Annotated in this window: 12 protein-coding genes; 8 read left to right on the top strand and 4 right to left on the bottom strand. The window is 45.4% G+C overall.

Annotated elements, in window-relative coordinates; translation table 11 throughout:
- Window positions 1–50: 50 nt before the first annotated feature.
- A complete protein-coding gene (locus AB8P72_RS02550; protein ID WP_068406706.1) occupies window positions 51–719 on the bottom strand; it encodes a hypothetical protein in 669 nt (222 codons plus the stop codon).
- A gap of 313 nt (window positions 720–1,032) precedes the next feature.
- On the opposite strand from AB8P72_RS02550, the gene dapC reads away from it, so the two are divergent.
- The 6 genes from dapC to AB8P72_RS02520 all read left to right on the top strand — a co-directional run bounded on the left by dapC (window position 1,033) and on the right by AB8P72_RS02520 (window position 8,829).
- Window positions 1,033–2,307, top strand: coding sequence for a succinyldiaminopimelate transaminase (gene dapC, locus AB8P72_RS02545; RefSeq protein WP_068406709.1), 1,275 nt, complete (start codon window positions 1,033–1,035; stop codon window positions 2,305–2,307).
- A gap of 258 nt (window positions 2,308–2,565) precedes the next feature.
- Window positions 2,566–4,677: a DUF294 nucleotidyltransferase-like domain-containing protein gene (locus AB8P72_RS02540; protein WP_102076908.1), complete on the top strand. Its 2,112-nt coding sequence runs from the start codon at window positions 2,566–2,568 to the stop codon at window positions 4,675–4,677.
- 59 nt (window positions 4,678–4,736) lie between these two features.
- A complete protein-coding gene (locus tag AB8P72_RS02535; protein ID WP_068406716.1) occupies window positions 4,737–5,348 on the top strand; it encodes a 3'-5' exonuclease in 612 nt (203 codons plus the stop codon).
- A gap of 65 nt (window positions 5,349–5,413) precedes the next feature.
- The gene (locus AB8P72_RS02530; protein WP_082894351.1) at window positions 5,414–7,471 is read left to right on the top strand and encodes a D-alanyl-D-alanine carboxypeptidase/D-alanyl-D-alanine-endopeptidase; all 2,058 of its coding nucleotides are present in this window, start codon (window positions 5,414–5,416) and stop codon (window positions 7,469–7,471) included.
- A gap of 104 nt (window positions 7,472–7,575) precedes the next feature.
- Entirely contained in the window at window positions 7,576–8,100 is a 525-nt protein-coding gene (locus tag AB8P72_RS02525) for an ABZJ_00895 family protein (protein WP_068406722.1), read from the top strand.
- A gap of 168 nt (window positions 8,101–8,268) precedes the next feature.
- Window positions 8,269–8,829 carry a DUF421 domain-containing protein gene (locus AB8P72_RS02520; RefSeq protein WP_068406725.1) on the top strand — a complete coding sequence of 187 codons (561 nt, stop codon included), beginning with the start codon at window positions 8,269–8,271 and terminating at the stop codon, window positions 8,827–8,829.
- 161 nt (window positions 8,830–8,990) lie between these two features.
- Here AB8P72_RS02520 and AB8P72_RS02515 read toward each other — a convergent pair whose 3' ends face one another.
- Window positions 8,991–9,437 carry a DUF2147 domain-containing protein gene (locus AB8P72_RS02515; protein WP_068406728.1) on the bottom strand — a complete coding sequence of 149 codons (447 nt, stop codon included), beginning with the start codon at window positions 9,435–9,437 and terminating at the stop codon, window positions 8,991–8,993.
- Window positions 9,438–9,713: 276 nt separating this feature from the next.
- Between AB8P72_RS02515 and rlmH the strand changes: the two genes are divergently transcribed.
- Window positions 9,714–10,202, top strand: coding sequence for a 23S rRNA (pseudouridine(1915)-N(3))-methyltransferase RlmH (gene rlmH, locus AB8P72_RS02510; protein WP_068406749.1), 489 nt, complete (start codon window positions 9,714–9,716; stop codon window positions 10,200–10,202).
- Window positions 10,203–10,318: 116 nt separating this feature from the next.
- Complete coding sequence (locus tag AB8P72_RS02505; RefSeq protein ID WP_082894352.1) at window positions 10,319–11,239, top strand: class III extradiol ring-cleavage dioxygenase; 921 nt, start codon at window positions 10,319–10,321, stop codon at window positions 11,237–11,239.
- A 93-nt stretch (window positions 11,240–11,332) separates the two neighbouring features.
- Here AB8P72_RS02505 and AB8P72_RS02500 read toward each other — a convergent pair whose 3' ends face one another.
- Together AB8P72_RS02500 and AB8P72_RS02495 are read right to left on the bottom strand one after the other, a co-directional pair.
- Window positions 11,333–12,826, bottom strand: a complete 1,494-nt coding sequence (locus AB8P72_RS02500) for an amidase (protein WP_068406731.1) — start codon at window positions 12,824–12,826, stop codon at window positions 11,333–11,335.
- A 213-nt stretch (window positions 12,827–13,039) separates the two neighbouring features.
- Window positions 13,040–16,321, bottom strand: a complete 3,282-nt coding sequence (locus tag AB8P72_RS02495; RefSeq protein ID WP_369957940.1) for a DNA translocase FtsK — start codon at window positions 16,319–16,321, stop codon at window positions 13,040–13,042.
- Window positions 16,322–16,812 lie beyond the last annotated feature (491 nt).

Raw genomic sequence — 16,812 nt, 5'->3', positions numbered from 1 at the left:
CGATAGCTTTTGACCAAATATTTATAAGCTACTTATATTAAACGCATACTTTATAAGACGCTTTTATAGACCATCTCGCTTGCCATCTCTTTAAGCTCCTCATCGGCAAGCTCCAACGGCAAAATCTCTGCTTCTACTTGCTGCTGCCCAAGCATCAAGCGCCCAGTGTCCACCTCTTTTTGTAGCAGACGATGCAAACTGGCTAAATGAAATTCGCCGTCGTAGTACTCAAAGATTTGCTGTAAGGAAATCGGGGCTTTGGCATGCACATCATTATAAAGCGTGTCAGCGGCCAAAATGGTCATCTCGTTAAGCGCTTCTTCACGCAAGACATCGACTTGATTGATCTTATTTTGTAAATGCGTGGCCATACGGCCCTTAAAGCCCAACATGACAATAAAAATCAGCGTCTGTACCGCAAATAAACCCATATACTGCCATAAAGGCAATGAGATGTTTGACAGTTTGCTCAGGAGCATAAGCACCATCGCCACCACCACATAGCTGACCAATTGCCAGAGTAGCCACATCATAAAGCTGTTATCGCCAAACCAAAACATCTGCCGCTCTTTTAACAGCGTCAACTGCTGCCGCGCATGCCACCAATTGTGCTCGCGCTGTTTTAGTTGCTCGTATAGCTCAACACGCTGGCTACCCTCAAATTGTTGCACATTGATATCTTTAGCGCCACGCTCATCGGTTTTTAAAACACTAGACATATCAAGTTTCCTTAAATAATCTGACGTTTTTACGGACAGTTATTTTTTGCTTGGTTAATAAATGACGCTATTTTAATTTTATCTATACTTAATCGCATTATTAAAATTGGCCAATCTCAATACGGGTTACCGTCTAAAAAACAAGCGCTATGCAAGGTTATTCACCGTATAAATTGCTTTAAGTGCTGGTTTTAACTCAACAATAAACCGTCTGAGAAGAAAAAAGACAAAAAATAAGAGAAGTGCTACACTGCTTAAATGTAATTTTTCTTTATCACTTTATTATTAATTGTCTATTATAGTTAGCCTACCTATGAATCACAACTTGACGACTCTGCACCCTTATCCGTTCGCTAAGATGGCGACTTTACTCGCGGACAGTACGCCAGCCTATAACTATAGTGAAATTAAGCTCGGTATTGGAGAGCCAAAACACGAGCCGCCAGCATTTGTGTTGGACGTCCTACGCGAAAACTTGGACAAAATAAGCCAATATCCAACCACCAACGGGCTGTTTGAGCTGCGTCAAACCATCGCTCACTGGTTAGAAAAGCGCTTCTTTCTCAATCATCTTGACCCGCATACGCAAGTATTGCCGGTTATGGGTACGCGCGAGGCGATTTTTAGCTTGGTGCAAGCGGTTATTGACCATCCACAAACCGAGTTGTCCGAAGACGAAACCAATCAACTGGCAGCTCATAATCAGCCAAGCGCGCAGCCCTTGCAAAAAGCAGATGAGGCACCAACCATTGTGATGCCCAATCCGTTTTATCAGATATACGAGGGCGCTGCCATACTCGCGCAAGCGACGCCGTACTTTATGCCTTGCAGCATTGATAATGATTTTAAAGGTGACTATCGCGCGGTACCGAGGGACGTTTGGACGCGCACGCAGCTATTGTTTGTCTGTAGCCCAAATAATCCAACCGGTTCCGTCATGACCATGGATGATTGGGAACACTTACTGCGTTTATCCGACCAGTACGGCTTTATCATTGCCAGCGACGAGTGCTATAGCGAGCTGTATTTTGATCGCGCGCCGATTGGCCTGCTGCAAGCTTGCGCGGCGCTCGGTCGTCATAACTTTAAAAATTGCGTGGTATTTCACTCTTTATCCAAGCGTTCAAACTTGCCCGGCCTGCGCTCAGGCTTTGTGGCCGGTGACGCCAATATTTTGCAGCCTTATTTGCAATATCGCACCTATCAAGGCTGCGCGATGCCGATACCGCATCAGCTGGCTTCCATCGCTGCTTGGGAAGATGAAAAGCACGTGGCGCACAATCGAGCGCTCTATCAAGAAAAATTCGCCTTATGGATGTCAGAGCTTGGCGCATTGCTTGATTTACGCATGCCAGAAGCAGGTTTTTACTTTTGGGTAAAAGTACCTGAGCAATTTAATGGCGACGATGAAATCTTTGTCAAAGCGTTGTATGAGCAAGCAAATATTCACGCGCTGGCTGGGCGTTATCTATCACGCGAGGTCAATGGTAAAAATCCTGGGCAAGGTTATGTGCGCATTGCCTTGGTTGCTAGCGTTGAGGAAAGCCGCGAAGCCATCAGTCGCATTCGCAAACTGCTTGGCGCTTAAAAACTCACTCAAAAACTGAGCTTAAAATTTAGTCAAAGAACCTCAACATTAAACGATAGATACGACCTCAAGACTTAGTATAGTATCAGAGAACCCTACATACCCACAATAGCATAATGGTTATATATAGTTCTCTGCTATCTTGGTTGGCAAAGAGTGCTATAGTAGAAATAACGCGACGCTATTTTGATATTTCTTTAGCAGTCGTAAAATTTCTTTTTCCAAAATCTTACTAAATATGCCATCAAGGATGATGCCATGCCCCATCTTGATTTTACTCAGCCACCCTTTGATGTACTAAGCGCGGCTGAACGCCAAAGCGTCAGAAAAAATACCCAAATCCGTTATCTTGCTAAAGATGAGCGTTTATCAGCCGCTGATCTAACCTATTTTTATGTAGTGATTAAAGGACAAATCGAGCAGCTGCTTGCTGGCGAATTTGTGGCGACGTATTTGGGCAGCAATCATACCGACCATCTAAATAGTAATGATTGGTTTGACAGTCGGCGGTTGCCAAAATCGTTTACAGAAGAGGACAAAGACGCCGCCAGCACCATACCTATAAACAGTAGCGCCCCTATAGACACCATGCCTAAAAACCAAAATACCGTGTCGCCCTACGAGTTTCGCGCCATTGAAGACACCCTGCTGCTGCAAGTAAACGGCGCCACCGTTGACAAAATCAGTGCGCAGAATCATTTGGTGCGCCAATTACTCTCAGAAGATTTACCTGAACGATTAAAAGCATTGCAGCAGCGGCGAAGCGGGCAAAGCTTAGATACTAGCTCTCATGGTTATAATGAGCAGCAAGAAGTCCAGCAAATCATGATGCAGCCAGTGATTGATGTCAGCTTATTACCCGTGCATATCATTGATGCCACCAGCAGCCTCTATGAGGCGGCGCATATCATGACCAAAGCTGGGCTCAAGCATGTGTTGGTGCGACCGCTCGACCAATTAAATCCTGCTCAAGCGCAAATATTAGATAATGATTTAAAAACGGATTTAGACCAAAACTTAGACCGAAATTTAGCCAACAACCTAGATAGCAGCTTAGTTACTGATAGCGCCAATACGCAAACTTCCAACAGCTACTCTGGTCGTACATTAGGTATTTTAACCGATACCGATATCTGCCGCGCGGTGAGCGACCAGCAAAACCCTGCGACGACGCCTTGCCAGCGTTATGCAAGTTTCAATCTGCGCACCATTGATGCGGACGATGAGATTGGCGATGCGCTATTGACCATGACGCGCTACCGTATCCATAGGCTGCCGGTGATTGATGCCAACGGCGAGGTTGCAGGCGTACTCGGACAAAGCGATATGCTCGCTCATATTGGTCATCATTCGCAGCTAATTAGTCTGCAGATTGAGCAGGCAAAAGATTTGCCGAGCTTAGCTACCGCGGTTGAGCTTATCGGGCGCTATATTCGTGCGCAGCACCAAAACGGTATCAAAATTGGTAATGTCAGCCGTATGGTACAGACGCTTAATGCGCAAGTTTTTACCAAACTGTGGCAACTTATCGTACCTGATGAAGTGATGAAAAATACTTGCGTCATCGTCATGGGCTCAGAGGGTCGCGGCGAGCAAATCATGCGTACCGACCAAGACAATGCACTGATTATTCGTGATGGTTATAGCCATCCTGGCTTAGCTCAGTTCGCTGAAACCTTTAACCATCATTTAGCAACCTTGGGTTATCCACTTTGCAATGGCAATATCATGATGACCAATCCGATGTGGCGGCAGCCACTCAAACAGTTCAAAGCGCAGATTAGCTTATGGTTTAGAAATACTGACCCGATACATAGTATTTATTTGTCGGCCATATTTGATGGCGACTATGTCTGCGGCGATGAATCGCTACTAACGAGTGTGCGCGAGCATTTAAAAATTGCCCATCACCAGTCAGATTTGATGTTTGTCCGCCAGTTCGCCCGTGCCGCTTTACAGTTTGGCGATGTCGGTCAATGGTGGCAAAAGTTTGTGCCGCTCCTTGGCGGTAAAAAAAGCGCCTACGATATCGACCTTAAAAAAGCCGGTATTTTCCCGCTGGTGCATGGTATTCGTACTTTAGCCTTAGAAAACGATATTTTTGATGCGCCGAGTAGTAAAGGACGTCTTAAAGGCTTGGTACAAGTGCGCGCCTTAAACCAACAGCGCGCTGACACTTTGCTTGAAGCGTTAGAGTTTTTTATGGCGCAGCGCTTGTCAGTGGCGCTATCGACAGATGATAAGCATGCGCGGCAAGTTGATCCGACCACTTTATCGGCACTCGAGCGAGACTTGTTAAATGAATGCCTGGCCGTGGTCAAAAGCTTTAAGGGTCAATTAAGTCGCCATTATCAGCTAGAGTTTAATTAAAATACATACGTCAGCTGATAAGAACGCTGCGCGCAAAAATAAAGGGGAGCAAAAATAAGATGCGTTGGCTAAAACAGTTATCGTCTCATTGGCAAAAGACCCATTTGCAGCGCCCTGAGCTGGCATCGATGTTTAATAAACCTTTGGCTGATAAATGGGTCGCGATTGATTGCGAGATGACGGGACTCAACCCAAAAAAGCACCACCTGCTATCTATCGCTGCCATTCATATCAACGGCGATAGCATTGATACGGGTAACGGTCTGCATCTGGTTTGCCGACCGCCAGTGATGCCTGGCCGTGATACCATTGTGATTCATGGGCTGCGCACTGCCGATGTTGAGCATGGTATGAGCTACGATGAAATGCTGGCTTTAGTACTGCCTTTTATAGACAATCGACCGCTAGTTGGGTTTTGTCCGCAGATAGATACAGGGTTTTTAAATCCTTTGGTCAAACGCTATATGGGCACCACGCTACCGAATAAGGTCATTGATATACGGCAATTATACAGTCGGCGGATGGGCGATCGTACGCAGGGTATTCCCAATCAATCACAGCACTTGACCAATATTCTAGCGCATTATGAGATCCCAGAGCTTGGCACACACGATGCTTATAACGATGCCATCATGACAGCCATGGCATTTTTGCACCTACGCCAACGCTGATACTACGTGAAAATAGCAACTCATGTTACCATAGGCTGTTTTTGCCACCTGATAATAGACCGCTCATGCTACTCACTTCTAAGACTCATAACCGCCCTACCGCCTTTGCTAAATTAGCGCCTTTTTCTAAGCAACCATATATGCTATATAAGCCTGCTCACTACCTAGCATCGCTGACCTTATTGGCGAGTGTTTTGCTAACGCCGCTATGTGCGCAAGCGGTTTTACCAGAAGCGATTCAGACAGCGCTTACGCGCGCAAACTTAAGCGCGACCGATATTAGTATGGTCATCACCCCAGTCGGTGATAAAACTGCGAGCCGCTTGCCTGCGCCTATACAGGTAATTGATAGCACGAAGTCTGCTAATCAGCCTGAATCGCTAACTACAGATAGTGCTGCCGCAGAGCCTAACAGCATCCAAAAACAAACGACTCAAAATAACAATACTAATGCTAAAGAAATAACGGTACATCAAAGCGCCTTAGTGACGATTGAAAAACAGACGATTAAGCAACATGCAAGACAGCTGCATGCTTATACCGATGACCCTTATACCTATCAAAGTATAGAAAGCGTGCCACCGCTACTGCCAGATGACGCTTTAAAACTCACCAAAAATCCTACTAAGAATGAAAGCAGCAAAAACAATAACGACAAATCGACTGCTCATAATCCCGCTATCAAAATTTCGTTTTCACCGCTATTAAGCCATCAAGCCGATATTGCGCGCACGCCTGCCAGCACCATGAAACTGGTGCCAAGTTTTATTGCCTTAGATACGTTGGGTGCTGACTTCGTTTGGCATACTCGTGTTTACCATACGGGTATTATCATTGGCGATACGCTCTATGGCGACTTGATTATTCAAGGCAGTGGCGACCCAAAAATGACCCACGAACGCTTACAGCAACTGCTTTATAAAGTCCAAACTGCTGGTATCCGCCATATCAACGGCGATATCATCGTCGATAGTAGTGTGTTTACAAACGTCACCAAAGACCCTGCCGCCTTTGACAACTCGCCGCTACGTCCTTATAACGCCAGCCCCGATGGTTTTTTGGTCAATTTTAGCAGTGTCGGTATTCAGAGCTATCCGCTAGACAATACGCGCGCGCAGCTAACCTACACACCGCAATTGGCAAATTATCAATTGCCAAGCATGATAAATATGCGCTCGGCTGCTTGCGGGCAAGCGCGCTATAGTATTGCGCCGCAGTGGCAAGCGGCACAATTAACGCTTAATAGCAATTTACCAGACAGCTGCGGCGAACATGCTTTTTATGTCGCCTACCCTGATGCCAAAGATTTTGCCGCCCGCGTCATTGCCTCTAAATGGCAAACGCTTGGCAATACCTTAAGTGGCAAAGTCATCGCGCAAGAAACGCCTTATCATGCCAATGAAACTGCCAATAAACAGAAAAAATCGCCACATGGTTTGGCAGCTATTGTCATGTCGCCCTTGCCCATTGTCAGCTATCCTTCTTTAAACCTTAAGCAGCAGATTTATGATATCAATCACTTCTCTAATAACGTGATGACCGAACAAGTAGCGCTTTCTATTGGCGCTTATAAAGCAGATGTGAATAAAAAAGACACGCATCAAGAAAGCGTTAATAAGAAAGGCACTGATACCGATAAAACAATTAACAATCAAGCAATCAGCTTATATCAATTTGGTCAGCCAACCGCGACCGACTATCCGCAAGCGCTGCAATCAATCAATCAGTGGTGGCAAACCAACTTAACTACTCCGCCGCCGCATTTGACCAATGGCTCAGGACTCTGCCGCGATTGCAGCATCAGTGCCGCCAATCTAAGCGAGCTGTTAACCTACGCCTACAATCAACCGAGCTTTGATGCTTATGTGAGCTCGCTAGGCATTGCTGGGGTCAGTGGCACCATCAGCGCCCATAGTGACCGCTTACCCAAGTCGCAAGCCATCGGCCGCGCTTGGATAAAAACCGGCACCTTAAATAATGTCACCTCGATGGCAGGCTATGTCAAAGGTTTGTCTGGGCAAGACTATGTGGTGGTCGGACTGATTAATACAGATCATGCGCTTAATGCCTATACTGCCCGTACCGTATTAGATAGCATGTTAGATTGGACAGCACAGCATTGATAACAACATTAATATCGTCAATATTGTTAAAAAATAATAGTGAACAGCTCAATGCTTAATATTTTTTAGCAACTTATGCTTTACCCTTTATAAAGGTTATTTTTATGGCACGCAAACCAATGCAGCTTAGCAAGCGTCTTAGTTCAGCAAAAGATACTCAAACAGTGGGCAATACTTCTGACAATCCAAACTTAATGCCGCCTAAAATGGCACCATATATCGGATTCTTTGCGGTGGGTTATGTTTTGGCCAGTGCCATATTTATGATGGTACAAACCAAATTTGCCTTAAACTCACAGCTGGTCACTGTCGTATCCATCATCGTCGGCGCTTATATCGCGGTGCATAAATTTATTAAGCATCAACAGCGCGCGCTAAATAAAAAGGAAATCAATCGCTTGATGTTTGGCGGCGTTGCGGTGGTTTGGCTACTAACGGTGATTTATTTCTTAGGTATTTGGTTTTTCTTATTTGATGCCGTGAGCCGTGAGGTATTAACCGAGATGGCTATACAGCGACCGCTACCGCTGCTTTCGGCATTGGTGATGATATTGGTGCTGAGCTTAGTCAGCGCGCGTCTTAGTATCTTATTAATCAACCGCCTCCTTAACCCTAAGCATAGCCGCTAATCGTTAAGCCCTTTGAGTGCCTGCCATTATTGAGTGCCTATAGAGACAACCTAATACAAATTTTTTGCCCTATTAATGATGAAATTCCGTTACGCTGTTTGTAGCCAAACCATATTTGCTAGCGACAAAACAGCGGACAGTATTTTATGATTAATAGGAGCCCAGATAATGGACATGCTGCTTTTTGACAATATAGAAAAACTTGGGCGCATTATCTTAACAGCGGTCATGGTTTATGCGTTAATTGTGTTAATTACCAAAGTATCTGGCAAACGCTCAACCTCGCAGCTTAATAACTTCGACTGGATTGTGACAGTGATGATTGGCTCTTTGAGCGCCAGTACGATTTTACTCGAAGAAATCCCGTTTATCGAAGGCAGCGCCGCTATTGTGACCTTGTATTGTTTACAGTTTTTAGTGACTAAATATGCTTCTGTCTCAGCCAGTTTTAGTCATCTTATTTTATCGGAGCCGCGGATTGTTTTTTATCAAGGGCAATTCTTACCAGATGCCATGCGTGCTGAGCGCCTAACGCGTCAAGAGCTAGAAAGCGCGATGCGTTCTGAAGGGATGAATAGTTTTGATGATATCGAAGCGATTGTTTTTGAGTCAGATGCGACATTGACGATTATTCCAAAACCTACGCCCTCGGATAGTAAAAACGTCGAGCAACAGAGTGATGACGGCGTATCAGAAACCATCAAGCCGCTAATGTCAAATGATGACTAGGAAAGATGCTCTAAGGGCTTTAAGGTGATAGCGTTTTAAAATAAAAGCATTGAGTTAAAATCTAAAATTTAAAATATGAAAAAAGGACAGCACATATCAATCTGCTATCCTTTTTGTTTTACAAGTTTGTTTTACAAGTTTGCTTTACAAGTTTGCTTTAATTACTTAATGCGCTGCCACGTTTGCGAGCGACCAAAGACAGGTGTGCCGACATAACCGCGCAGTTTTAAGCTTTGACCATTATCACTCAAGGTTAGCTTACCAGAGTAAGTTTTTCCCGACTCAGGGTCGACCAGCTTACCGTCACTCCACTGGTTATTACCATCGGCTTTTAGACCTGACAGGATCTGTAGGCCTTCAACCGGTTTGTTTTTTAGGCTGCCAGGACATTTGGTACAAAGCGCGTCTGCCTTTTCTTTATTCAATACTTTGATGATTTTTCCTGAAACTTTACCACCGCTTTCGGTCAATTGAATAACGGCTTTTTTCTCGCCAGTTTTATCATCAATGGTTTGCCACTGCGTGCCGTTTAAAGAAGCAGCAAACACAGAGGTTGAGAGTAGCACACCTGCGCTAAGTGCTAATAGGCTTGATATAGTACGGTTCATGAACGACTCCTTTCGTTTAAATAATATTGCAAACTATCTTATGCTCTATCAAAAAGACGGTACAGGGTTGCTTACGCTTTTTTTACCATTCAACGATAAGACTATGTAAAGATAAGACCATGTAACGATAAAAGCAATGAGTTTAAAAAAAGAACAACTGTTGGTCAAATGCTAGTAAAGCATAAAAAAATACTTTGTAAAAGGACTGTTTGTTACAATACCTTAAGCGCAGAATCTTTTTGTTACATTTAACCCATTATAAAAGTGGTCTATATTATGAAAGTAAGAATATTGAGTGTTGGAAATAAAATGCCCAAATGGGTACAAACTGGTTTTGATGAATATTTTAAGCGTATCCAGCCCATGCTTAATACCGAAATCGTAGAAATTGCCGCCGCTAAACGCGCCAAAAACCCCTCAGACGCCAATTTGGCGCAGTACCGTGAGCAAGAAGGTCAAGCGATATTGGCCGCTCATGCTGCGGCTGGACGCGAGCAATTATGGGTGCTCGACGTAAAAGGTAAAATGCTCTCAACCGAACAGCTGGCTGAAAAATTGGCTGATGGCATGCAGCAAGGCGATGATATTGCGTTGGTCATTGGCGGCGCTGACGGCGTATCGCCAGAGGTATTGGCAAAAGCAGATGTGAAATGGTCGTTATCGGCGCTGACGCTGCCGCATCCTTTAGTGCGCGTGGTATTAATGGAACAGCTGTATCGCGCCATGAGTATCAATCACAACCATCCTTATCATCGCGGTAATTAAAACCTTTATAAAAACAGTCATTTGCTATAAAAATCAACCATGCCCTATCAAAAATAATGGCGACGCGTCATGGTAAAACGGATTGAAATATAGGCGCGCGCCCTAATAAATGCACCATGAAACATCCTAAACCTGCGACACCTAAAGCCATGACCGCTGCTTTGCAACCTGAGAGCGAACGTCAAAATACAACAACATCCAAGCCAGCACCCATTACCTCAGCGGCTGCTTGGACAGACACGCCTGCGCTAGCAAGGGCCATAACGCCCTCAAAACAGGCTAAACTGCCCGCGCTATTTATCTCGCATGGCGCTCCGACGCTCGCCATCGAACAATCGGCAACCACCAGTGCGCTGGCACGTATCGGTCAAAACTTGCCCAAACCGCGCGCCATTATCATTATGTCGGCGCATTGGCAGTCGGCTAAACTTGAAATCAGCAGCAATCCGCGACCAAAGACGTGGCATGATTTTTCTGGCTTTGCGCCCGAGCTCTATGAGTTGCAATATCCAGCAGCCGGCCAGCCAGCGCTTGCGGAGATATTGGCGCAGCAGCTAACGGCACGCGGTATTATCTGCCGTGTAAACCCTTTACGCGTCAGTGACCACGGGGTTTGGGCGCCGCTTTTACACCTGTATCCTGAGGCTGATATACCCATCGTGCAAATATCCTTGCCACGCCATTATGACAGCATCGCTTGCTATCAGTTGGGCGCGCAGTTGGCGCAATTGCGCGCCGAGCAAATCCTTTTGATTGGCTCGGGCAATATCACCCACAATTTACAGGCATTACGTTGGCAAGCAGAGAGTATCGATGAGACTGCCAAAGACTTTAAACTTTGGCTATTGCAGCAACTAAAAACGGATATTCCAAGCGCTTTAGATTGGCAGCAATATCCTAATTATCAAAATGTACATCCAAGCGATGAGCACCTGTTGCCATTATTTTTTGCTTTAGGTGCCGGTCAACGCGTCTCTGTGGTGCATCAAAGCATGGCGCATCACAGTTTGGGTATGGATATTTATCGCTTTGATTAGTGCTTCATTTACATTAAACTTTTAATCAAAGCGTTTTTGCTAATCTCTACTTTTTAATATAGAAGTTATCAAAACTTTTTTTATCATATAAAACTACTTTTCAAAAGCCAGTTTGGTAAACATGCCAGCACGCTCCATCTCGCCTGCGATATTAAATAGCGTCGTTTCATCATTCATGCGCCCAATCAGCTGCATTCCAATCGGCAGACCCTTTTTGCTCATGCCAACAGGTAATGACATCGCTGGTAAGCCCGTGACATTACCCAAGATAGTAAAGCCCATTTTACCAAGTACTGGGGCGCTGAGCTTTTCAATCATACCTGAGCTAAAGGCAAATCTGCCCATGTTAATGCCTTTATTGAGCAAGCCTGCGCTGCGCATCAGTGTTTCATCCATACGGCTTGGCGGTAGCACGCCATGCTTGACTGCAGGCGTTGGCACGGTCGGGCATAAAATCATATCATAGGTCTCAAGCAGCAAGCCCGTTTGATATTGGCTATCGTGCCAGCCATGCTTAGCGTGGGCTAAATCAACGGCGGATAATGAGCGCCCAAGCATCGCCATATTATACGTCTGTGGCTCAAGGTTTTGGATATGCTGCGCACCGTAACAGCGCTCGATATTATCAATGGTAAAAGCGGTATGGGCACAGACCACCACTAAAAAATCATGCCAAAATTGCTCAATATTAATATTTGGCTCAGCTGGGACCACACGATGACCCATGGCTTCTAGTTGCTTCGCGGTTTTTTCTAATACAGCAAGTACTTCTTTATCGACCTCTGTATTGGCAACCGATGGCTGTTGATGCAGGGCGATGGTTAATTGCCTTGGCGCGCGCATGGCTGCTTGCAAAAACGTGCCGTCGGGTGGTGCAATGACGTAAGGCGCACCGATTTCTGCACCGCTTGTCGCATCAAGCATCGCCGCGCTATCGCGCACACTTCGCGTAATCACATGGTCAGCGACCGCCCCTTCCCAGCCTTCACCAATTTCTGGGCCCATAGGATTACGGCCTCGACTAGGTTTAAAGCCAAACGCGCCGCACCATGCTGCCGGAAAGCGTATCGAACCACCGCCGTCACCTGCGCCTGCCATTGGCACGATACCACTTGATACCGCTGCGGCACTACCGCCCGATGAACCACCTGAGCTATAGCCTTTTTTAAAGGGATTGTGTGTGACGCCATGAGCTTTGGGCTCAGTGGTAATAATCAAACCAAATTCTGGCGTATTGGTTTTGCCAAAGGTATTGACGCCAGTAGCTCTCATACGCTTAACGATTTCGCTGTCGCTTTCTGATACGATATTGACGCTGCGACTGCCCATGGTAATTGGCTCATCGGCAAAATGAAACGATAGGTCTTTGAGCAGATAAGGGACGCCGTTAAAGACGCCTGTTGGCAAGCCTTTTTCTGCAGCAGCATAAGCACGCTCATCAAAGCGGTGGATAATGGCGTTTAATTTAGGATTGAGCTCATTGGCTTGATTAACGGCGGCATCTAACAATTCTTTGGCGCTGACTTCCCCTGCATTTACCAGCGCTGCCAACGCTAATGCATCATATTGAGTGTATTCTTTAAACATAACTGACCGTCCTTGGAGAGTAATAGATTCATCTTTTTTTAACTTGTTGCTTATTTTTTTATAAACACTCACCAGTTTAGTATAAAAAATGACGATTTATAATCGATAAACAAACTCATTGGTCATTCAGTTCCTAATACTGTCGCTCTCCCATAAAAAAAGACGAGACACTTTCGTTACTCGTCTTTTTTGAAACATTGAATCTATTAATCTTTACATCAACAGCTCACGCTTACCACTTTTGCCCATCGAGCTGACCAAGCCAGCCTCTTCCATCGAGTCAACGATACGCGCCGCGCGGTTATAGCCGATGCTAAATTTACGCTGGATACTAGACGCTGATACTTTACGCGTTTCCATGATAAAGGCCACAGCGTCATTATATAAATCATCATCTTCACCAGACGCATTTGCCGCACTACCGCTGCCACTGGGGCTAGATAGCTCAAAGTTGCCGGCCATATTATCAATATAGTCGGGTGCGCCGCGTTCACGCCATGCATCACAGACACGGTTGACTTCTTCGTCGCTGACATAAGCACCATGCACGCGGTCAGGCTCAATTTGCCCAGGGCCCAAGAACAGCATATCACCGTTACCAAGCATGTCTTCTGCGCCGCCGCTATCCAAAATCGTCCGCGAATCTACTTTCGAGTTGACGCGTAACGCCGCCCGCACCGGAATATTAGCTTTAATCAAACCCGTGATAACGTCAACCGACGGCCGCTGAGTGGCAAGCATCAAGTGGATACCCGCAGCCCGTGATTTTTGTGCTAATCGCGTAATAAGCTCTTCGGCTTGCTTGCCGACCTGCATAATCATATCAGCAAACTCATCGGCGACAATAACAATCATCGGTAAGGTTTTTAGCTTGGGCGCTTGGCTGATACTGACGCTATCGTTCGGTCGCCATAAGGGATCGAGCATTGGATTCCCAGATTTTTCAGCGGCGATGACTTTTTTATTAAACTCGTTAAGTTTACGCACTTTTAATAAACTCATCAGCTGATAACGGCGCTCCATCTCTGCCACGCACCATGACAAGGCGCTGGCCGCTTCGGTCATATCAGTGACGACAGGCGTTAACAGATGCGGAATATCATTATAGTTGGCAAGCTCGAGCTGCTTTGGATCAATCAAAATCATACGCAGCTCATTTGGTGTATATTTGAGCAACATTGATAGCAGCATCGAGTTGACCAATACAGATTTACCAGAACCTGTCGTACCAGCAACGAGCATATGCGGCGCGCGCGCAAGATCAGTGATAATCGGCTTACCGCCGATATCTTTACCCATCGCCATGCTAATTTGCGCTTTGGGGTCTTTAAATTTTTCCGTATTTAATAGCTCAATCAACCGCACCATTTCGCGCTTTTTATTGGGCACCTCGATACCGATATACGGCTTACCCGGAATGACCTCGACCACCCGCAACGACGCCATCGATAGTGAACGTGCCAAATCGCGTGAAATACCCGTCACCTTGCTGGCTTTAACACCAGGCGCAAGCTCTACTTCAAAGCGCGTCACCACAGGGCCTGGAATGGCATTGACCACGTTTGCTTTGACATTAAACTCTTGCAGCTTAATCTCTAACAACTCTGACAATTGCTCGAGCTCAGCCAAGGTATAGCTTGGCTTACGGTCAGGGTCTGGCTTATCTAAAATCGACAGCTCTGGAATCGGCGTCAGGCTGCTACGATAAGCGGCGGTTTGCATCGAGCGTGATTTTTGACTAAAAGCAGCATCATCACTGATATGCGGCATCACTGGAAGATCGGTTTCGTCAGCTCGGATATCATCTTCTGGCACCATGTCGGTAATATGATTACTGCTATCGCCCTCTGGCACCGCAAAGCTTACGGTCGGTTTAGCGGGCGCCGGAGTAGCATTGGCCACCGAAGTACCAGTGTCCACCGTTGGTGCTAATTTTGGATTGGCAGGCGGCGTATTGGTCGGCGTCATGTCAACGGTTTCACTGATTTCATCGACTGGAGCAGCGTTATCTGTTTGCCAGTCTTTCGTCACTTCATGTTGAGTTGACAGCACTTCATGTTGAGTTAAAGGCTCAGAGTTATCGGTAAACTCAGAGTCTTCGATAGACCAAGCGTCAGAGAAGTCATCCATTGAATCATCAATGTCATTACCGATTAAATCCTCTGCTACTTTTTGCTCCTTGGCAAAAGAGGTCTGCATTACTGGCGCTTCAATGACGGTTTGTTTCTGGTCTACCTTAGACGCTACTGGCACTGCGCCGTGTTCTGCTAACCACGCATCTGCTAAGTTATTAACTTCTAAGCTATCAACTCCTAAATCAACGCTTTCTGTCATTTCATCTTCATTAGCAATATCATTAATGTCATCAAAAGCAACAGACGTAGCAGCAGAATCGTAACCAAACGTCTCTTGCTCAGCCATTGCTTCACGCGCCAACAAGTCCTCAACCGTATCGGCATCGTTCCAAGCAAAACTTGGTTCAACTTTACGTGCAGGAGCGGTAATAGAATTTACATTAGCTGTTTTTATAGTAGCCATTGACGCTTGCGATTGATTGGCATGACTAAAATTACTTGGATTAGCAGAAGCGGTTTGTAATTGCTCATCTTGCGCTGCGCTATTCGTTGCCGTTTGTGCCACTGCTGCCGCAGCTGACATAGATGCTTTAACGCTAGCACCGAGACCCGATGTCGCTAAGAAATCTTTTAATACGTTGTTAAAGCGCCCACTTTTATCGGCGGTTTGAGCATGACTAGCATGGTCAGTAGCTGGCAAATCGAGTGGTAACTGCTCAAAACCTTGCGCCGCTTTTTCATCAACCACACTTTCATCATTTTGCTGTTGCTCATACGCTGTTTGCGTGGCTTGTCTATTTGCGCGTTTATTATCTCTATCTTGAACCGCAGTATCTCGAGCCGCAGTATCACGCCATGACCACGTCTTAATTTTCTGATAAATCGCTAACCAATGAATATTAAAAGCAAAAGTGGCAGTAATCACCACAAATACCGTCAAAAATATTACACTGCCCCACTGCGATAACAACTGTGCCAAACGTGCTTGCAGCTCAAGCCCAATAATACCGCCAGCAACCCCTTTTAGCCCAGACGTTATCGGGTCTGCCACTTGCTGTACTAACGCCACCAATTGCGCAAATAAGGCGCTGGCACTTAAGAGCAAAAATACATAAGCGACGACACGTAATAACCAAAACGTTGGTTTATTATCCCACCAAATCAGCACCGACTCATAAACCAAAAACGCCAGCAACCACCAAGCACCAAAACCAAAAAAGCTATAGAGCAAATCTGATAGCCAAGCGCCCATCTCGCCGCCCATGTTATTCACAGTCGTCATGTCACTGCTGATATGCGACCAGCTCGGATCGTTACCCGTATACGTCATCAAAATGATGAACAAATAAACCGCCAGTATTAACCCAAGCAGGGTAAATATGCCCTTTTTTAAATACTCAATAAGTGGTGCTGATATCACGTAAGATCTGCCTTGTTGTCAATACTCGTTGCTAATGCTCGTTAGTGCTGGTTATTAATATAAATGCTTGTAGCTTATGATTAAAATTTTTCATGTTGAAATGATTTTCTACTATTAAGTGGCAATGTATAAAAGCAGTGTATAAGTCATCATCTAACTTGCTGCGTTATTCACTGACCACTACGCTTGCATAACTTCTTATAATAACAAATACATAGGCGTAGTGGCGACAGTGTTATCAAGAAAGCGCAGAAGAAAATCAATTGTTAAGCCGATGAGCAAAAAATGCAGTCATTAACCGAACATTCGCCACACCTTTCAGTAATAAAGCAGTGGGCAATGAAAAAGTATGCTTTCATTTTAAGAACAGTTTTTAAGCGCTCCGTGCTTTGATTCTAATGATACCCATATTCATTTTAGCAAACTTGCACTTTTTGCCCTCAGCCCTTATGTTATTATCACATAGCGATAAGAAAAACCATATTCATCGC

It is taken from the genome of Psychrobacter sp. CLB018, assembly GCF_041222815.1.
Classification (GTDB): Bacteria; Pseudomonadota; Gammaproteobacteria; order Pseudomonadales; family Moraxellaceae; genus Psychrobacter; species Psychrobacter faecalis.
Note: the sequence above shows the minus strand (reverse complement) of the source record. Positions and strands in the feature narration are given on the sequence as shown.